The 19,273-nt window shown below is 59.4% G+C and carries 17 protein-coding genes; 6 read left to right on the top strand and 11 right to left on the bottom strand.

What is annotated here, in order from left to right; genetic code table 11:
* The first annotated feature begins 197 nt into the window (after positions 1 to 197).
* The 4 genes from OK142_RS15105 to OK142_RS15120 all read left to right on the top strand — a co-directional run bounded on the left by OK142_RS15105 (position 198) and on the right by OK142_RS15120 (position 2,852).
* The gene (locus OK142_RS15105) at positions 198 to 1,676 is read left to right on the top strand and encodes a PAS domain S-box protein (RefSeq protein ID WP_498683626.1); all 1,479 of its coding nucleotides are present in this window, start codon (positions 198 to 200) and stop codon (positions 1,674 to 1,676) included.
* Positions 1,677 to 1,814: 138 nt separating this feature from the next.
* Positions 1,815 to 1,994, top strand: a complete 180-nt coding sequence (locus OK142_RS15110; RefSeq protein WP_003499564.1) for a CsbD family protein — start codon at positions 1,815 to 1,817, stop codon at positions 1,992 to 1,994.
* A gap of 7 nt (positions 1,995 to 2,001) precedes the next feature.
* Positions 2,002 to 2,349 carry a BON domain-containing protein gene (locus OK142_RS15115; RefSeq protein WP_498683627.1) on the top strand — a complete coding sequence of 116 codons (348 nt, stop codon included), beginning with the start codon at positions 2,002 to 2,004 and terminating at the stop codon, positions 2,347 to 2,349.
* Positions 2,346 to 2,852 (top strand): DUF992 domain-containing protein, encoded by a 507-nt coding sequence (locus OK142_RS15120; protein ID WP_003499560.1) that lies wholly within the window; start codon positions 2,346 to 2,348, stop codon positions 2,850 to 2,852. The genes OK142_RS15115 and OK142_RS15120 overlap by 4 nt, the downstream gene beginning before the upstream one ends.
* Positions 2,853 to 2,901: 49 nt before the next feature.
* Here the strand turns inward: OK142_RS15120 and OK142_RS15125 are convergent, their stop codons facing one another.
* Positions 2,902 to 3,618, bottom strand: a complete 717-nt coding sequence (locus OK142_RS15125) for an aspartate/glutamate racemase family protein (RefSeq protein ID WP_035224947.1) — start codon at positions 3,616 to 3,618, stop codon at positions 2,902 to 2,904.
* 22 nt (positions 3,619 to 3,640) lie between these two features.
* The gene (locus OK142_RS15130; protein ID WP_498683629.1) at positions 3,641 to 4,270 is read right to left on the bottom strand and encodes a flavin reductase family protein; all 630 of its coding nucleotides are present in this window, start codon (positions 4,268 to 4,270) and stop codon (positions 3,641 to 3,643) included.
* Positions 4,271 to 4,400: 130 nt separating this feature from the next.
* Between OK142_RS15130 and OK142_RS15135 the strand changes: the two genes are divergently transcribed.
* The gene (locus tag OK142_RS15135; RefSeq protein ID WP_498683630.1) at positions 4,401 to 5,078 is read left to right on the top strand and encodes a GntR family transcriptional regulator; all 678 of its coding nucleotides are present in this window, start codon (positions 4,401 to 4,403) and stop codon (positions 5,076 to 5,078) included.
* An 8-nt stretch (positions 5,079 to 5,086) separates the two neighbouring features.
* Here the strand turns inward: OK142_RS15135 and OK142_RS15140 are convergent, their stop codons facing one another.
* The 7 genes from OK142_RS15140 to OK142_RS15170 all read right to left on the bottom strand — a co-directional run bounded on the left by OK142_RS15140 (position 5,087) and on the right by OK142_RS15170 (position 13,526).
* On the bottom strand, positions 5,087 to 6,112 hold the full coding sequence (locus OK142_RS15140; protein ID WP_498683632.1) for an ABC transporter ATP-binding protein: 1,026 nt from the start codon (positions 6,110 to 6,112) through the stop codon (positions 5,087 to 5,089).
* Positions 6,109 to 7,092, bottom strand: a complete 984-nt coding sequence (locus OK142_RS15145; RefSeq protein WP_498683634.1) for an ABC transporter ATP-binding protein — start codon at positions 7,090 to 7,092, stop codon at positions 6,109 to 6,111. The genes OK142_RS15140 and OK142_RS15145 overlap by 4 nt, the downstream gene beginning before the upstream one ends.
* Positions 7,085 to 8,578: an amidohydrolase family protein gene (locus OK142_RS15150; RefSeq protein ID WP_498683912.1), complete on the bottom strand. Its 1,494-nt coding sequence runs from the start codon at positions 8,576 to 8,578 to the stop codon at positions 7,085 to 7,087. The genes OK142_RS15145 and OK142_RS15150 overlap by 8 nt, the downstream gene beginning before the upstream one ends.
* Positions 8,578 to 9,771: an amidohydrolase family protein gene (locus tag OK142_RS15155; protein ID WP_080840133.1), complete on the bottom strand. Its 1,194-nt coding sequence runs from the start codon at positions 9,769 to 9,771 to the stop codon at positions 8,578 to 8,580. The genes OK142_RS15150 and OK142_RS15155 overlap by 1 nt, the downstream gene beginning before the upstream one ends.
* Positions 9,772 to 9,776: 5 nt before the next feature.
* Positions 9,777 to 10,727: an ABC transporter permease gene (locus tag OK142_RS15160; protein WP_498683635.1), complete on the bottom strand. Its 951-nt coding sequence runs from the start codon at positions 10,725 to 10,727 to the stop codon at positions 9,777 to 9,779.
* A gap of 18 nt (positions 10,728 to 10,745) precedes the next feature.
* Positions 10,746 to 11,714, bottom strand: a complete 969-nt coding sequence (locus OK142_RS15165; protein ID WP_003499543.1) for an ABC transporter permease — start codon at positions 11,712 to 11,714, stop codon at positions 10,746 to 10,748.
* A gap of 246 nt (positions 11,715 to 11,960) precedes the next feature.
* On the bottom strand, positions 11,961 to 13,526 hold the full coding sequence (locus OK142_RS15170; protein ID WP_035224936.1) for an ABC transporter substrate-binding protein: 1,566 nt from the start codon (positions 13,524 to 13,526) through the stop codon (positions 11,961 to 11,963).
* A 167-nt stretch (positions 13,527 to 13,693) separates the two neighbouring features.
* Here OK142_RS15170 and OK142_RS15175 point away from each other — a divergent pair, with 167 nt between their 5' ends.
* Complete coding sequence (locus tag OK142_RS15175; protein WP_498683639.1) at positions 13,694 to 15,181, top strand: amidohydrolase family protein; 1,488 nt, start codon at positions 13,694 to 13,696, stop codon at positions 15,179 to 15,181.
* Between the two features lie 242 nt (positions 15,182 to 15,423).
* Here the strand turns inward: OK142_RS15175 and OK142_RS15180 are convergent, their stop codons facing one another.
* A complete protein-coding gene (locus OK142_RS15180) occupies positions 15,424 to 16,440 on the bottom strand; it encodes a porin (RefSeq protein ID WP_498683640.1) in 1,017 nt (338 codons plus the stop codon).
* Positions 16,441 to 16,930: 490 nt separating this feature from the next.
* Positions 16,931 to 19,105 carry a putative bifunctional diguanylate cyclase/phosphodiesterase gene (locus OK142_RS15185; protein ID WP_498683642.1) on the bottom strand — a complete coding sequence of 725 codons (2,175 nt, stop codon included), beginning with the start codon at positions 19,103 to 19,105 and terminating at the stop codon, positions 16,931 to 16,933.
* Positions 19,106 to 19,273: the final 168 nt, after the last annotated feature.

Genomic DNA, 19,273 nt, shown 5'->3' on the forward strand with positions numbered 1-19,273 from the left:
CGCGGACGTCAAGCGCATTTTTGAGCGGTAAAAATGGCCGCTCAAAATATGGGCACGCAGCGTTTTTTGAGGGCAGGAAAAGCATGGCTCTGCCGCATTGCTGACCCGAACGCATTTCCCGTCCGCTACGCCCAACGCAACACTTGCCGAGACCGCGCGTTATAACGTGCGCAAACCATCAAAATGCCGGGGGCGACATGGACGACAGCGTAAACATTCCCAAGATCAACCGGCTGGTGCTGCAAAACCTCATAGCCGGGCTGAGCGACGGGCTTATCCTCCTCGAGAATGACGGGACGATCGCCTGGGCGAACAGGGCGGCGCTTGAGATGCACCGCATTGAGGCCCTGTCGGACCTTGGCGAGAATGCTGTCGATTACAGGCGCAGATTCACGCTCCGCTATCGCAACAATCATCTGCTCGGTGAAGGACAATATCCGCTGGAGCGGCTTCTGGCCGGCGAGACTTTTGACGAGCTGACGGTGGAGGTACTGCCAAGCGGTGACGAGGCGGAAAGCCGGGTGCACACCGTGCGCGGGCTTATTCTCGAAGATGCGGGTGCCAAACCTGATGTTCTGGTCCTTATCATTCGCGACGAGACGCCGCGCTTTGAGGCGGAGGCACGCTTTGAGAGCGCCTTCAATGCCAATCCCGCCCCCGGCCTGATCTGCCGTCTGGAGGATGAGCGATTCATCCGCGTCAATCAGGGCTTCCTTGAAATGACGGGCTTTACGCACGAGGAAATCATCGGCATCAGCGTCGAGGAACTCGGGCTGTTTTCCGCTTGCGATACCGGTGAAGACGCACTGAAGAGGCTGCATGAAGGCAGGGTCATCCGCCAGCGGGAAGCGCTCATTCCGATACAGGGAGGCGACCGGCTGGTCATCGTTGCGGGCGAGACGATCGCAGTTGCCGAAGAGCCCTGCATGCTCTTCACTTTCGCCGATCTTGATGGACGCCGCAAAGCCCAGAACGCGCTGCGCCAGAGCGAGGAGCGGTTCTTCAAGTCATTTCGCCTGTCACCGGCACCGGCCGCCGTCTCAAGGCTGGAGGATTTCGTTCTGACCGAAGTCAATGACGCCTTCCTGCAATTATGCGGACGCAAGGAGGCAGAGGTGGTGGGCAAGACGGCAAGCGAATTGCGGCTTTGGGAAGACGTTTCGGCCCGCCGGGATCTGGAAAAGCGGCTGCGGGACAATATCCCCATTCGCAACGAAAACATGCGCATGAAGCTGAGCGATGGTGGTGCCGCCGAATGCACCGTTTCCGCCGAGCGCGCCGAAATCAACGACCAGCAATGTGTCATCTGGGCGATACAGGATGTGACCGAGCGGAGACGGTCGGAGAATGAACTGATCGAAGCGATCGAGAGCGTGATGACCGATACCTCATGGTTCAGCCGCACCGTTGTCGAGAGGCTGGCGGGACTGCGGCAGAACGCAAGCCGTGCAACGCCTTCCGCCTCGCTCAAGGACCTGACGGATCGCGAGGAAGAAATCCTGTCGCTGATCTGTGACGGTTGCAGCGACAAGGAGATGAGCGAAAGGCTTCACCTTTCCAAACACACGATCCGAAACCATATCGCTTCGCTTTACGGTAAGATCGGCGTGAACCGCCGCACTGCCGCCGTCATCTGGGCGCGTGAGCGCGGCTTTGCCGGGCGCAAGGGAAAATAAGCCTGATCGAGTGAAAATAGGTCATTTTGTACCAGTTCAACTAGTAGCTAATGCCCTGCTAAAGGCGCCTGCGCCGAACTACCTTTCCATCATGCCGTTATCAACAGCGGCAGCATCTAACGATGGAAGGAGTTCGTTATGGATAAGAACCGGATCGACGGTATTGCCCGCCAGGCAAAGGGCACCATCAAGGAGGCCACCGGCAAGATAACCGGCAACGAGAAGCTTCAGGCGGAAGGAAAGGCTGAAAAGATTGCCGGCCGGGCGCAGGAGAAACTTGGCAAGGCGAAAGACACCATCACCAAAGCTTTGAAGTGATCCCCAAATGTTCAAGGCAGGAGGTTTCACGATGATGCTCTCAGGCGATGCACACAGGGCGACGGGTTTCAATCCGCAGGAAGTCAGCCTGTGCGCCGCGCTGCAGGCGCTGATCGCCTATGCGGATGGGCAGGAAAAGAGCTGCATATCCGTCACATCTTCGGATGGGCGCATCATCCTAACCGGTGAGGTTGAAACTCTTTCCGCCTTCGAACGAGCGGTCATCATCGCAGAATGTTTCGCGTCGCGGCCGATCATCGCCGATCTGGCGATCCGTCAGCGGACGCGGACTTACCTGGATGCGTCTTCCCCACGCATTCATCTCGTGACTAACAACAGGAGTGATACACCATGAAGAAATTCGTTCTTGCAACCGCGATTGCAACGCTTGCGCTCGCGCCAATCGCTTCCGCCGAAACAAAGCATAACTCCAAACGCACGGCAGAGACCGCACAGAAGGAACGCGTGGGCACCCTGTCCTGCGAAATCGCCGGCGGCGTCGGCCTTGTTGTCGGCTCCAGCAAAAGCGTGGACTGCCAGTTCCGTCAGCGTTCCGGCAAGACCGAGCGCTATACCGGCAACATCGGCAAGCTCGGCCTCGATATCGGCGTGACCGGCAAGACCTACATGAGCTGGATCGTGCTCAACACCGCCGCCAGCCGTATCGGTGACGGTGCGCTGAGCGGTGATTATGTCGGCGCTTCCGCCGGAGCTTCCGTTGGCGTGGGTGTCGGCGCCAACGCGCTCATCGGCGGTAACGCCAAGAACTTCGCACTTCAGCCCATCAGCGCCGAAGTCGGTACGGGCGTGAACGTTGCAGCCGGCGTCTCCCGCCTGCAACTGAAGCACGTTCGCTAACCTCTCTCCCCGATGCGCGGTTTCGGGCCCTCCCGAAACCGCAGTTCACTCAGGCGACGAGCTTGGTTTCCTTGATGCGCGGATAATCATAGGCATTGACCTTGGAGGTGCTGTATCCAGCGCCCACCAATGCCTCCGCCAGCTTGACGGCGGCGGTGACGCCATCGATCACGGGGACGCCCGTTGCCTCGCGCAGCCTGTCGCACAGTGCCGACATGCCGGCGCAGCCAAGGATGATGGCTTCTGCCGCATCCTCTTTCTTTGCCGCTTCGATTTCGCGGATCAGCATCGCCTCTGCGGCATGCGGATCCTCCTCGAGACCGAGCACCGGCAGATTGATGGCGCGGACCCGGCGGCAATGCCGCTGAGCGCCGTAATTGTCGACGAGGTCTTCGATAATCGGAATGGAACGCGGCAGCGTCGTGATGATGGAAAACCGGCGGCTGATGGTCATGGCCACCTGAATGCCGGCCTGGCAGATGCCGATGACGGGGCCACGCGCCACTTCCCGGGCAGCATGCAGGCCCGGATCGTCAAAGCAGGCGATGACATAGGCATCGACGCCCAGACGCTCGCCCTTGCGGATCTCTTCCAGCATGCCCGGAACAGCCAGTGCCTCATCGGCCCCGCCTTCGATGCTGACAGGCGTATCGAGGGGATTTGTCGCTGAGATCGTCGTGTGCGCCTGTTTGACACGCAGGGCGCTGTCCAGCGCCTGCGCCGTCATCGAGGCGGTTGAGTTCGGGTTGATCAGACGAATATGCATTCAGGCTCGCCTTTCGGGACGCTCATTTGCCATCTGGCTTGATGAAGTCGGTCATCGGTGGCGCCTTCAACACAAACTGGCGATCCGAGGTGATGTAATTGTCGGCATGGAGGCGCGCGATCGGCTGGTATCTGTCCGGATCGACATAATGCCCCTCCTTGTCGAGGCAGTCCCTGTGGACATGCATATGCACGACCTCCCCCAGCACCAGCGCGCGACGCGGGTAATCGATCACGCGCTCGACGCGGCATTCGAAGGCGCAGGGCGATTCCGCCGCAAAGCTCGCATCGATCTTGCTGCAGGGTGCAGGCGTCAGCTTCGCCATGGAAAGTTCGTCGACCTCGCTGTCGAAGCCGAGGCCGCAGACGAGCATATGTTCGGAGATGGTCATATCGACCATGTTGACGACAAACTCGCCGGTGCGGCGAATATTGGCCATCGTATCCTTCTCATCACCATTCAGACGCGGCTGGATACCCAGAACGACGATGGGCGGATCATGGGAGAAAACGTTGAAAAAGCTCATCGGGGCCGCGTTGTTGTGGCCTGCGGCCGAGCGCGTCGTGACAAGCGCTATCGGCCGCGGGCCGATGAAATTCGTCAGCAGTCGATAGCGGCTCTGCGGCTCAAGCGCGGTGAAGTCGAATTCCATGACAGGCGTCCTATTTATAGTATACAATATTGTTTCATATTGTTGACAATTATGCAACCAAAACCCTGTTGAAACAGTTGACTTTTTCGGCGGCATCACGCTTCTCTAACCCTAATGGAGAGCGAAACAAATGACCGAGCAGAACGGCCAGTCCACGCAGCAAATTGTCGAGAAAGTCTGGCTGTCGATCGCTGAGCGTCGGCTGCGCCCCGGCGTGCAGCTGAAAGAGGAGCAGCTGGCGACGATTTTCAACGTCAGCCGCGCGCGTATCCGTCAGGCGCTCTCGGTGCTGGAACGCGACGGTCTCGTCACCATCGTCCCCAATCGCGGCGCCTTCGTTTCGAAACCATCGGTCGAAGAGGCGCGAGACGTGTTCTTCGTGCGTCGCACCGTGGAGCAATGTGTCGTAGAGCGCCTGTGCAGATCGGCGACCAAAGCCGATCTGAAGCGGCTTCGCGAGCATGTGGCCAAGGAGCGCGTCGCCAATGCTCACAACATCACCACGGATATCATCAAGCTTTCCGGCGGCTTCCACCTGCTGCTTGCGGAAACGCTGGGTTCCGATTTCCTGTTCACCACCATGCGCGACCTCATTTCGCGTTCCTCCCTCATCACCGCCGTTTACCGCAATACCGACCGCTTTAATTGCGGACCGGACGAGCATGCGGAAATCGTCGACGCGATTGCCAACAACGATCCGGCAAAAGCCATACACCTGATGACCCATCACCTGGAACATGTCGAAGCGGAGCTCGATCTTAGCGAAATCCGCGACCTTTCCCACGATCTGCGCGCCGCACTCGCCTGACCTTCCGGTCAGACGAGCTCCCGTGCCGCGACCACCCGTTCTTCCTGCTCTTCCACCAGATGGCATGCGACACGTGTGCCGCCAGTAAGCGTGCGCACCTGCGGCACCTCCGCCGAACAGCGCGCCGTCGCAAGCGGACAACGCGGATGAAACGTGCAGCCGGATGGCGGCTTGAGCGGGCTTGGGACTTCACCGGCAACCAGTTCCCGGTCGCGGCGCGGCGCGTCGATATTGGGAATGGTCTGCAGCAGAAGCTGGGTATAGGGGTGGCGCGGGCGGGCGAACAGCTCCTCGGTGTCGCCCTCCTCCACGATGCGACCAAGATACATGACCGCGATACGGTCCGACATGTGGCGAACGACGCTCATATCGTGACTGATAAACAGATAGGTCAGCCCCAGCTCGTCCTGAAGGCGACGCATCAGGTTCAGCACCTGCGCCTGCACCGAAACGTCGAGCGCGGATGTCGGCTCGTCGCAGACCAGAAACTCCGGCTCGCTCGCCAGAGCGCGGGCAATCGAGATGCGCTGGCGCTGGCCGCCTGAAAATTCATGCGGAAACTTTTCGCCGTCCGAAGTCGAAAGGCCGACGGTGCGCAGCAGCTCTTCCACACGTTCCATGGTTTCTGCACGGGTCGCGCGCAGTTTCAGTTCGCGGATAGGCTCGGCGATGATGTTCTTCACCCGCCAGCGCGGATTGAGCGAGGCATAGGGGTCCTGAAAGATCATCTGCGCCGAAAGCGGTGTATCCTTGCGGCCCTTGGCGAAGCGGAAATCACCCGCGCTTGGGCGAAACAGGCCCGTCACCAGCCGGGCAACCGTCGATTTGCCGCAGCCGCTTTCCCCGACGATGCTGAGACAGCCGCCGGCCGGCACCGTAAAATCGATGTCGTTCACCGCCTGCACGAATTGCCGGGGCTTCCGTTCGATGACGCGATTGAGCCATGGCGCGGAGACATCGAAGGTCTTGGTGAGACCCTTGACCGTCAATGCCGGCGTTTTTTGTGCGGGCGTTTTAACCACGGACGTTTTCATGCTGTACCTCCTGCGTTCATCCAGCAGGCGCTGGCGCCATCGCCCGCCGCTTCCAGTTCCGGCCGCTCGCGAAGACAGCGCGGCCCTGAAAATCCGCAGCGCGGATTGAAGGCGCAGCCGGGCGGGATGGCGTCGAGACGCGGCATGGCGCCGTCGGTCTGGTTGAGCCGTTCCACCCGCGCGCCAAGCGAGGGAATGGAGGCCATCAGGCCCTGCGTATAGGGGTGCTTCGGCGCATGCAGAACCTGTTCGACCGGACCAACCTCGATCAACCTGCCGGCATAAAGCACGGCAACGCGGTCGGCAGCCTCGGCGATGACGCCCATATCATGCGTGACGAGCATAACAGCGGTCTGCTTCTCCTTGCAGAGCCTGCGCAGAAGCGAGATGATCTGCGCCTGGATCGACACGTCAAGCGCCGTCGTTGGTTCGTCGGCGATGATCAGCTTCGGCGATGCCGCAAGTGCGAGCGCTATGACGACGCGCTGGCGCATGCCGCCGGAGAATTGATGCGGATAATGATCGATGCGGTCTGCCGGAGACGGAATGCCGACATCCCGCAAAAGCTGGACCGCACGCGCTTGCGCATCTTTTTTCGAGAGCGGCAGATGCTGCCGGATCGTCTCGACCAGCTGCGCACCAACCGTGAACAGCGGATTGAGCGAGGTCAGCGGATCCTGAAAGATCGCGCCGATTTCCCGGCCACGGATGCTTTCCATCGCCCTGTCGTCGAGTTTGTCGATGCGGCGCGAGCCGAGCCATATCTCGCCATCCGCGATGCGGCCCGGCTTTTCCAGCAGGCCCTGTATCGCAAGGCCCGTCATGGATTTTCCGGCACCGGATTCCCCGACCACACCGAGGATTTCACCGGGACGGATGGAAAGGCTGATGTCCGAAAGCGCCGTCACCGTTCCCCGGCGGCCGGGAAACTCGACTTTCAGATTGCGGACATCGATAACCGACTGGTTCATGTCATCCATTGGTGTTCACCTCCACCGGGTAGCTCGGGGGGAAGATTTCCGAAACGGGCGGATTGGCCCAGCTTCGCTCGGGATATTTTGCAATCAGCCCATCGAACTGCGCCTGCGCCTGAATGCGGGCACGCGCCATATCGATATTCGCGACCTCTCTCTCCCGCATGGAGAGACGGCCATCGACAAACACCGCGCGCGTGATCTTCCCCGAACCGCCGGTAACAATTGTCGTGATCGGATCGACGCTGGGCGCCATCACCGTGTCATCGAGATCGAAGACCGCGATATCGGCGCGGGCACCCTTGGAAAGATGCCCGAGATCGGAGCGACCCAGCGCCCGCGCGCCGCCAAGCGTTGCGGCATCGAACAGATCGGCCGAGCGGACCCTGTCGGGCGCGCCATCATTGATACGGCAGGTGATGAGACCGACAAGCAGGTTCATCAGCATGTCGGCGGGCGCCGTATCGGTGCCCATCGCAATGTTTATTCCAAGCTGCCGGCAGGCGGAGAAGGACGACAGCGTGCTGCCGCTTCTGGCCGACACCAGCGGACAGTGGACAATCGACACGCCGTTTTCCGCGTAGAGCGCCAGATCTTCCTGCGTCGCATTGGTGGCGTGCGGCGCGATAAGGCGGTCGCTCAAGAGGCCGGCCCTGGCGAGCCATACCGGCGCGGTCGAGCCGTGGAGCTTGCGGACCGTGTCCACTTCCATGGTGCCCTGCGCCATGTGCAGGCGGAACTTGCAGCCAAGATCACGGGCGGCGGCATCGGTTCTCTGCATCAGCGCAAGCGTGGATGTTTCGACGCGATCAGGTGCCAGCATACCGCGCACGAGATCGCCGTGCCTTCCTGTCTGCCTCTCGATGAACGACACCGCCTCCTTCAGTCCCTGAAGGCCGCGCTCCTCATCGAACACCGGCACCATGCGTCCCGGCTCTTCCAGCACCATGCCGCCGGAGCGGAAGGCGGGGCTGAGATAGACCCGGAGACCAAGTTCGCCGGCAGCATCGGCTGCGGCTTCGAATTCGGCAACCGTTTCTCCCCATTCACGATAAAACAGCGAGGCAATGGGTGCCGCCGTGGTGATGCCGTTGAGGAGGAGCTGGCCGAAGGCGAAACGCTTCTGGAAGGCAAGCTCTTCCCCGGAATACATCTCGTAGGGGCCAGCCTCGACATAGGAGCGAGGCCAGACACGGCCCTTCGCCCAACCGGGGTGATTGTCGATGCCCAGAATGGTCGTATCGAGATCGGAAAGGGCATCGAGGTCGATCAGGCCGGGGCTGATCAGGGCATTGCCGAAATCGACGCGGCGAGCAACCTCACCGGGAAAGCCATGACCGACGAAAAGGATTTCGCCGTTCTCGAACACGACCTCGCCGTTTTTCAGCAGCCGGTGAGACCCGTCCTTGTGGCCGACCACCCAACTGGCGGTGAGCAGCGTGCGACCGGAGGGACGTTCACCAAGAGCGAGAGACTGAAGCGGTTCGCTCATCATGGTGCCTCCACCACGGCCTTGCCGCCTCTGGCGGTGACACGCCCGCCCTTCACGACCAGCGGTCTTGGGGCAATGTCGACAACGGCATGGGCAAGGGTCTCGCCAGTCAGCAGCGTGAAGTCTGCAGCACAGCCAACGTCAAGACCGTAATCCTTGAGGCCCATGACATCGGCACCGCCCTGCGAGACGACATGCAGGACGTGGGCAAGCTCGATATCCGAGCGCAGACCGTTCTTCATGCCGATGATCTTGGCGCGGTCGAGCATATCCGGCTGGCCCCAGGGACCCCAGGTGTCGCGAATGCCGTCACAACCGCCGCCGACACGCACACCGGCTTCCTTCAGGCGCATGATAGACGGCACATTTGCCGAGGGCGCGCCCGTCGTCAGGATCGCCACATCGAGCCGGGCAATCTCATCGATCAGTTTGCCGACCCGGAGATAGTCATTCATGCCGAGCGCAAAGGCGTGGCTGATGGCGACCTTGCCTTCCATGCCGTTGGCGCGGATGCGCTCGAAAATCAGCTCCATGGTGAAGGCGCCGAGATCGGCAGCCTCATGCAGATGAATATCGATCGGCACGCCGTGCCTGACCGCGAGTTCAAAGAGGATATCGAGCTGGCCTTTCGGATCGCGATCGATGCCGCAGGGATCGATGCCGCCGAGGACTTCACAGCCCTGTTTCAGCGCCTCATCCAGCAGTTCCACCGTGCCGGGCATGACCATGACGCCGGACTGCGGGAAAGCAACCACCTCGATGTCGATGATGCCTTTCAGTTTCTCGCGCGTTTCCCATATGCCTTCGACAAGCTTCAGGCCGTGGGTCGGATCGATATCCACGTGGCTGCGAATATGCGTGCCGCCGTTTGCAGCAAGACCGATGGCGTGGCGCATGGACTGGCGGTGCGGATCGATGCCGATCTGGCTGCGGTTCTCGCGTTCGAAATCGATCCGTCCGCGCAGGATTGCGGCGCGGTTGTTCTCATGCCAGGGCATGCCCCAGGTCGTCTTGTCGAGATGGGTGTGGGCATCGATGAGGCCGGGCGCGAGGATTGCGCCGTTGCCATCCTCGACCGGCATGCCGGGTTCGGCCTCGAACTTTCCAAAACCGGCAATCTTTCCCTGCCTTATCATGATGTCGCAGGTGTCGCCCGCCATGGGCCTGATGTTGCGGAGCAGAAGATCGTGCATGGAACTCACCTCAGTTTCGGATTGAGCGCATCGCGCAGCCAATCACCCAGAAGGTTGACGGTGACGACGAGCAGGCAGAGCTGGAAAACGGGAAACAATACGATCCACCAGGAGCCGGAAAACAGGAACTGGTTGCCGATGCGGATCAGCGTTCCGAGCGACGGCTGGCTGGGCGGCATGCCGATGCCGAGGAACGACAGCGTCGCCTCAGTCAGGATCGCCATGCCGAAATTCAGCGTGGCGGCAACCATGATCGGCGTCAGCGTATTGGGCAGAATATGGTTGGCCATGATGCGGCGCGCGGGAACGCCGATGAGCTTGGCCGCCTGCACATAATCCTTGCCGGTCTCCACAATCGCCTGGGCACGCACGGTGCGCGCATATTGCACCCAGGCGGAAAGCGCGATGGCGAGAATGAGCACGGCGGATGCGCCCACCTCTCGAAGACTGTCCGGCAGCATCTGCCTGACGACCGTGGAGACGAGGATGGCCACCAGAATTGTCGGAATGGAGAGCGTGATATCGCCGATGCGCATCAGGAGATTGTCTGAAAAACCGCCGAAATATCCCGCAACCAGACCGGCGGTCATGCCGATGACCAGAGACAGCGCCACGGAGGCGACACCGATGACGATGGATATGCGCGTGCCGTAAAGGATGGCGGAGAGCATGTCGCGCCCCTGCGTATCCGTGCCGAGCAGGTAGGGCCATTCTCCACCCTCCTGCCACACCGGCGGCAGTTCGGCCTTCCACATGTCGAGCGAAGCGCCGTCATAGGGGTTCTGCGGTGCGATCAGCGGTGCGAAAATGGCGGCAAGAATGAGGATCGCCAGGATCAGCGCGCTGATCTTGGCCGATCTGCTGTGGCTGAACGACCAGTAGAGATCGCTGTTGCGTTTGCGCTTGATGAGCGACGGGCGGGCAGGTTTTGCCGTTTGCGGAAGGTCTGTGGCCATGAAACCGGCTCCCTTCGGTTAGCGCGCGGTGCGCAGACGCGGATCGATCACCGCATAGGCAATGTCGACGAACGTGTTGAGGACAACGAAGATGAAGGAAATGATGCAGAGATAGGCCGCCATGACGGGGATATCGAGAAATGTCACCGCCTGTATGAACAGCATGCCCATGCCCGGCCACTGAAACACCGTCTCGGTAATGAGCGCAAAGGCGATGAGCGAACCGACATTCATCGTCGTCAGCGTCACGACAGGCATCAGACAGTTGCGCAGCGCATGGCGGAAATAGATGCGCCAGCGGGGAATGCCGCGGGCACGGGCGAACTTGACGAAATCGGAGCGCAGCACCTCCAGCATTTCGGCGCGCACCAGGCGCATGACCAGCGTGATCTGGTAAAGCGAGAGCGCAATGGCGGGCAGAATGAGCGCCGCACGCCCCGACGAGGTAAGCAGGCCCGTGGACCACCAGCCAAGCTGCACGACATCGCCTCGACCGAAGGCCGGCGCCCAGCCAAGCGACACCGAAAAGACGAGGATAAGCAGAATGCCGACAACGAAACTTGGCAGCGAGACGCCGACAATCGACAGGAACTGCAGGCCCTCCGTATACCACTTTCCACGCCGGATCGCCGTCAGCACCCCAAGCGGCAGGCCAACGACGAGCGAAAGGACCGTGGCCACCAGAACAAGCTCCAGCGTGGCCGGAAACCTTTCCGCTATGAGCGGCAGCACCTGCTGGCCGTTGCGATAGGAAACGCCGAAATTGCCCTGGGCCGCGTCTTTGACAAACCGCAAATATTGCGTGGGCAGACTGTCGTTGAGGCCGAGCCGCTCACGCAAAGCGGCGCGATCTTCCTGCGATGTCTGCTCGCCCACCATCAGCTCGACGGGATCTCCGGCAAGCCTGAAAATGAGAAATGCAATAAGCGCGACGGAAAGCATGACCAGAATGGCATTTCCCATACGCTTGATGATGAAAACCAGCATTGTTACCTCTCGGATGCGAACCCATGGACATGATGCCAGCCAGGTTCGACCATTCTTTTCCAGAGACGGGGCACAGGTCGTTTACGCCTGCCGCATTGTCGACAATAACATCGGCAGCTACTGGCAAATCTCCAGCGGCGACGAGCCGCATCGCTTTCTGCCCAATATGCCCGCAAGTGACGAAGGCTGCCCCGGATGGCCCAAAAGGCGTTCGGCACGATGCCGAACGCCTTTCAGAGTTCCGGATTATTTGTCGAGTTGCGTCAGCCAGTGGCGCGGCTTGTTGTCGGCGCGGAAATCGACGCTCTTCACCTTGCCAAGCATCGCCCATGCAATCGGCTGCTGGTGCAGCGGCACAAGCATCGCCTCGTCCTTGGCGATCTTCAAGGCCGCCTCTTCAAGGGCAAGACGTTTGGTATTGTCCTGCTCCTGCGCTGCCTGATCCACCAGCTTGTCGATCTCGGGGTTCGACCAGCCGCCATAGTTGGAGACGCCCATTGCGCCCTTTCGGGTGGAGAGTATCTGCGACAGGAAGGAGAAGGCATCGAGCGTCGGTTCGTTCGCCCAGCTGAGGTTGAAGACATCCGCCTTGCCGCCATTACGCTTCGGAGACTGCACGGAGCGGGGAGCGATGTCGATCGTCGGCTGGAAACCGCCACGCTTCAGCATGTTGGCGACGCCGGAGCAGATATCTTCCTCGTTGATGCTCTCGTCATTCATGCAGGTATAGGTGAAAGCGAGGTTCTTCATGCCGGCATCGGCAAGAAGCTTCTGCGACTGCGCCGGATCGGCGGGCTGGAATGTATCGAGCGACTTGGCATAACCCGAAATTTCAGGCGCGATGAGCGAGCCGGACGGCCTTGCAAGGCCGCGCATGACCTTCTTGTTGATGAGATCGCGATCGATCGACAGTTCGAATGCCTGGCGAACACGAAGATCGTTAAAGGGGTTCGGCTTGCCGTCCTCCAGCTTTTCGCGGCGGTTGAAGCCGATGAACAGCGTGCGCAACTCGGTGCGCTTCTTCACCGTGATATTGGGCGAGGATTCAAGCCGCGGCAAATCCTGGATCGGTGCGGAATCGATCAGGTCGATTTCGCCGGAAAGCAAAGCTGCAACACGGGTGGCAGCAGAGGCAATCGGCACGAATTCGATGCGGTCGAGATTGTGTTTCTTCTGATCCCACCAGGCCTCATTGGCGACAAGAACCGTCTTGCTGTCGGGCACGCGGCTTTCAAGCTTGAAGGGCCCGGTGCCGTTGGTGTGCATCGTCGTATAGCCATCGACCTTGGAGGCGAAATCGGTCGGCTTCTCGCTATTGTTATCCTTCAGCCACTTGGCGTTGAAGATGAAGATATTGGTGATGTCGTTGAGGAAAAGCGAGGTGGGTGCGGTGACGTCGAGATCGACGGTATAATCATCGACCTTCTTCACGCCTGCAAAAACCGGAATATTACCGCGCAGCGGCGAAGTGGCATCCGAGGCACGCGTGAAGGACGCGACGACATCGTCAGCGGTGAAATCGGCGCCATCATGGAACTTCACACCCTTGCGCAGGGTGAAACGCCAGGTCTTTCCATCAACAAGCTTCCATTCCGTCGCAAGAGCCGGCTCGATCTTGAAGTCGGGTCCGTAACGGACAAGCCCCTCATAGATATGATTGAGAAAGGCGAGGTTGGAGGTGGACGGCACCGAATATGGATCGAGCGAATAAAGGTCGGCGCGGCCGGCCCAACGCAGGGTTTCAGCACTTGCGGGAACGGCAATGGCGGCCGCCGCCAGGGCGGCCAGGACGAAACTTCTCATTCGGGACATTTGATCCCCCCTTTTTATAAATCGTTGAAGTGCCGGCTGACCTACCGGCCGGACAAGGCGGAGTATTGTTTCGCTCAGCCTTATTGTCAATAATATTGTTGACAATTATCGTATCCAAAATCGACGCATCCTGAATACCAGCTGCGAACACATGGGAGGAAGGCTAAATGGGGAATTTTCTGCTGTTGCACGGCACGATGGTGACCGTGGACCGCGAGCGACGCATCATCGAGGATTGTGGCCTCGCCATAAAGGACGACCGGATCGTCGATATCGGCACGGCAGAGGAACTGGCGCCACGCCATACCCACAAGCAGGTGATTGACTGCCGGGGTAAACTCATCATCCCCGGCCTCATCGATGCCCATGGCCATGCCGGGCACGCCTTGATCCGCAGCATTGCCGCCGACACCAATGCGATGTGGATGAAGGTGGTGACGCCGACCTATTACCACTATGTCACGCGCGACTACTGGTATGCGGACGGCCTTGTCTCCGGCATCGAGCGGCTGCGCGCCGGTGTCACCACCGGCGCCAGCATCATCACCTCCATGCCACGCGCCGATGATCCTGTCTTTGCCATCAACCACGCCCGCGCCTATGACGAGATCGGGATTCGCGAAATCATCTGTGTGGGACCTTCCGGCCTGCCCTGGCCGCACCCGGTGACCCGATGGGAAAGCGGCTCTCCGGAGCGCCGCAACATCAGCTTCGAGGAGATGATCGAGGGCAGCGAAGCCACGATTGAGGCCTTGAACGGAACGGCTGATGGACGCATCAGCGTCTTCCTGACACCCTTCACCATCGTCCCCTCGGTTGAACCCTCCAACGCTTCAAGCCCCGACCAGGCGGTGAAACTGACAGACAATGACCGCATGCAGGCCCGCCGGATACGCGAGACCGCCCGCAAAATGGGCGTCCGACTGCATTCTGACGCTTTCGCGGGACAAATCCGCATGGCCTTTCAGGACAAGGAAAATGCGCTGCTTGGCCCCGACATCCACCTCCAGCATTGCTGGGGCATCTCGCATGACGAGATCGACATTCTGGCGGAAACCGGCACGCGCGTGACCCATGCTCCGCCCGGCCGCGCGACGCCGATCATGGAAATGATGTCCAAGGGTATCCGTGTCGCCATCACTACAGACGGCGCGGCACCCAGCCGCCACTTCGACATGCTGCAGACCGCGCGCATGGCGCAATTCACGCAACATCTTCTGCACAATCACGATCGCTACCTGCTGCCGCCCGGCAAGATATTCGAAATGATTACCATCGACGCCGCCCATGCCATCGGCATGGAGGATGAAATTGGTTCGCTGGAAATCGGCAAAAAGGCTGATATCGCCATCATCGATATGCGTAAACCGCATCTGATGCCGATGTGGATGCCTGTGCACCGCCTCGTACATCAGGTTTTGGGAAGCGACGTCGACACCGTTTTCGTGGATGGCAAGATGCTGATGGAAAACGGTCGCGTTCTGACGACGGATGTCGATGCGGCCATCTCCTTCGGGCAGGAAGAAGCACTGGCCCTCGCCGCCCGCGCCGGTCTTGAAGCACACATGCATGATCCGGGTTGGGGACGCCTGTTGCGGACCTTCGAAGAACCGGTCCACCCGCCCCTGCCGCCCGATCCGGCGTTCGGTCGGTAATCTGGCAAAACAGGGCCATCAAGCGCTGCAATGCATCCACGCTTGCAGATGGCCGCGATGACATTGTCGACAAAGCCGCGCGCAATCCCTCACGACAATAAAAACTCCCCGGCCTGGAGGGGTCCGGGGAGCAAACCTGACTTCATGTCAGGAACTTTGACTGGAGCTAGCACTCACCCGTTCGAAAACGGGGTGGATCTGAGTCATCTAACCAGGTTTATGCTTTTTTCTTATGTGCAGTATTAGAACGAACGCTGCAGGCGAACGAAGCCGGTCCAAGCCTCAGGCTTGTTGTCGATATCGAGGTAGTTTGCGGTGAGCTTCGTGGTGAGGCCGTCTGTGATCTTGTAATCAACCGTCAGACCAGCCTTCCAGGCGTCGTTGTTGGAGAACTCATCCCAGGAAACGAGACCGTAGCTGCCGTAGTACTGGAAGCCGGGGGTGATCTTCAGCTTGTCGGTTGCCTTGATCGCATATTCAGCAGCAACTGCCCACTCGGACACGCTGTAGTAAGCGTTTGCACCGGAAGCCCATACACCGGACAGGCCAAGCGTGCCAGGACCAACACCAGCCGTTGCGATCAGGCGGACAGAGCCGTTTTCGCGGTCAGTGTCGTAGCCGCCGATGAGCTGGAGGGTTACGCTGTCGAGCTTTGCGCCAGCGCCGAGAGCAACACCGATGTTGTTGTCACGCTCGTTGTAAGTGCCGACGGAGATGCCTTCGAGTTCGTCAACCGAAGCGCCTGCCCAGAAGGAACCTGCGTCGTAAGTGTAACGAATAGAGTTGAACAGAGCGTTGGAAGAGAGGTCGTCCGTTTCGCCAGAGAGGCTGTCGTCCCACCAGCTGTAGAACTTACCGACCTTTAGGCCGCCGAGTTCGATGAAAGCCTGGTCAACGAAAACGCTCGAGGACGAGGAAGAACCGTTGTCAGCATTGCCACGAAGGCCGATGAAGCCACGCAGAGCGCCGAGTTCGGTGTCGGTGCGAGTGTCAACTTCGAACTGAGCGCGTGTGAGCGAGTTCCAGTCAGACGTACCCTTGGCATCACGGCCAAAGTTGGTCTGGAAACGGATGTAACCGCCAAACTTCAGGCAGGTTTCGGTGCCGGGGATGTAGAAGAAGCCGGTGCCGAAGGCGTCGCAGACGCGAACATATTCCATGGCTTCCGGCTCGGCAGCGACGATAGCGTCAGCGGCCTGTGCGCCGGATACTGCTGCGAGAGCGGCAACGGAGCCGATCAGAAGGCTCTTGATGTTCATTTTTAATCTCCAGTCAAAAATTTTTCAACAAATGCGCAAAACTGAGGGCTGGTCTTTTCCCTGCCGCCCGCCTCTCTGCGCTGATTCAGCAAATGACAGAAAGTACCGGAGACTCGCAATTCAAATCGAACAAATTTAAATATATAGAAAGTACACTCTTAAATTAAGTAGTAAAATTACAACAAATTAACAGATTTATATATAGTAATTTTATGTTATATTTCTCAATAATCCAATTAATTACTTATAAAATATAACACGATATGCAAATATAATTATATTACAATCCACACCCCCGGCAGCCAGCACCTTGCGGGGTGAGGACTGCATCTGCATTTATAACGAAAGGAAACAAAACGGGCTTTCGTTGCCGGGTTCGATGCGGAGAAGAATAGCAGGCGCAGCAATCGAAACGGCGCAATGCGACGGAGATGACAGAGCGCACTCCGTGTTCAGCCAACCCGCTAATGGCGGGCTGTCAAAGCGGCCCCTATTGCATTTCCTTGGACAGGCCGGTTGGGAACATCGTCATGTTGCCAAGCATATCCCCGATCACTTCCGCCTGCACCGGGCGGCTGAAATAATAGCCCTGCCCGTAGGGGCAGCCGGCGGCGCGCAGAAAAGTGGCCTGTTCGCCGAATTCCACACCTTCGGCAATGACATCGATATCGAGAGACCCGGCAAGCTGGATCATGATCGAGACTATGGCGCTGTCCTTGGTTTTTTCCGGCAAATGAGTGAGGAACGATCTGTCGATCTTCATGCAAGACAGTGGAAAGGTCTTCAGCATGCCGAGGCAGGAATAACCGATGCCGAAATCATCCAGCGCCAGGCTGACACCCATCTGCTTGATGGCGCGCATGATGCGCACGGATGTTTCCACATCCTGAATGATAAGCGTTTCGGTGATTTCTATTTCCAAAAGGGATGGTGCAAGGCCGGTTTCTTTCAGCACGGACCGGATCTGATCGACCAGGCCGCTCTGGAACTGCCGGGGCGAGATATTGACCGCCATCTTGACGGGCGAGAGACCTGCAGCGGTCCAGACCTGCGCCTGCCGACAGGCTTTTCTGAGAATGGCCTCTCCCAGTTCCACAATGAGCCCGGTTTCCTCCGCAAGGCCGATGAATTCCGCAGGACCGAGCAGGCCTTCTGCCGGATGCTGCCAGCGCACCAGCGCCTCCACGCCGCTGATGCGCCCGGTTCGAAGATCGACCTGCGGCTGGAAATGCAGGACGAACTCGTCCCTTTCCATCGCCTTTCGCAGCTCCTCGATGCGGGTGAACTTCTTGCGCAGATCATCGGCCATGCGCGGCGTGAAGGTGGCGATGCCATCGCGACCGTTATGTTTGGCCTCATACATGGCCAGATCGGCGGCCGCGACGATTTCCGCCGTGGTTTCGCCATGCTCCGGGAAGAACGCCATGCCGATGCTGCATGTGACCTTGATATCATAATTGCCAAGGCGAAGCGGTTGCGAAACGGCTGCGCGGATGCGCTGCAGCCGGCTTTCGAAATCTTCCCTGTCCTTTTCCAGAATGATGACGAATTCGTCTCCGCCCACACGCAGCACAAGATCGTTTCGCCGCAGGCTGCGGGCAATGCGCTCCGCCGTTTCCGACAGCAAAGCATCGCCGATGCTGTGACCGAGCGTATCGTTGATCTGCTTGAAATTATCGAGATCGAGGAAGCCGATGCCGACCTTTCGTTTCGCCCTTGCCGCCGCCGCCAATATGTCCGGCAGCCTCGTATCCAGAAAACGGCGATTTGGTAGCCGGGTCAGCATGTCGTGATCAGCCAGAAAGGCGATATGTTCCGCCGCCCGTTTCCGGTCGATTGCAAGGCCAGCCATCCGTGCGGCGGCGCCGATAAATTCCACAAGCGCCGCATCCGGCGTGCGGGCGGCCAGCATGCACCAGACGAAGCCATGCGCCACGCCTTCGCTCGCGGGAATATCGAAACTGAAGGCGATATTATCCGGCGGGCAGGTGAGATCGGCGGGATCCTTGACGGAAGAAAGCAGTGTAGTGAGCCCTTCATGAGATGCCAGTGCGGGAGAAGCATAGACGGAAAGCTCACCCGGCACCGCATCGAACACCCGCACGGCACAGGCAAGCCCGGTGGCAAGATTTTCGATGGCCGTGACGAACTCCTCGAGAAAATCCTCGATACGCGCTGCCGCAACGATCATTTCGAGAATGCGCGCCTGCGCCTGCAGCAGTCTCTCCGAGGCTTTTTTCTGGGTTATATCCCGCGAGGCGCCAACCACGCCGATGATATTGCCGGCCTTGTCCTTGAGAGGCACGCGCGACATCATCAGCCAGCGATCGATATCGCCGCGCATGGCGCGCTCCTCGTAGCCGAGGTCCGGCTCGCCGGTGCGCATCACCCGCGCCTCGGTATCGGGAATGCCGGCAAGTTTTGCCGCATCGCCATGAATATCGGTGTCAGTGAGCCCGATCAGTTCCTCGACGGTGTCGAAGCCGTTCTCGCTAACGATCGCCCGGTTGGCGAAGAGAAAGCGCCCCTCCAGATCCTTGGCATAGATGAAATCCGGCACATGGTCGATCATCGCTTCCAATAGCGCGTGCCGGTCGGAGGGGTTGGTGTTTTCGGCGGTTGCAGGAGGAGCGGAAGGGCCTACGTCGCGCTTCGTTCGCGACATCCGGTTCTGCACGGGTGTCTTCGGACCTTTGGAACGCACCTCTCCGCCTCATCGCTTTATAAGGAAGCGGAATAGTAGGATTGTACGTCTTATATAAAGATGAACAAAGGGAGGAGATTGCGCGGTAATTGCCGTCTTTCGCGGCCCTATCCGCCGAAAGCAGCCGGA

The sequence above is a fragment of the Agrobacterium sp. BT-220-3 genome (assembly GCF_025910175.1).
In the GTDB taxonomy this organism is placed as follows: Bacteria; Pseudomonadota; Alphaproteobacteria; order Rhizobiales; family Rhizobiaceae; genus Agrobacterium; species Agrobacterium oryzihabitans.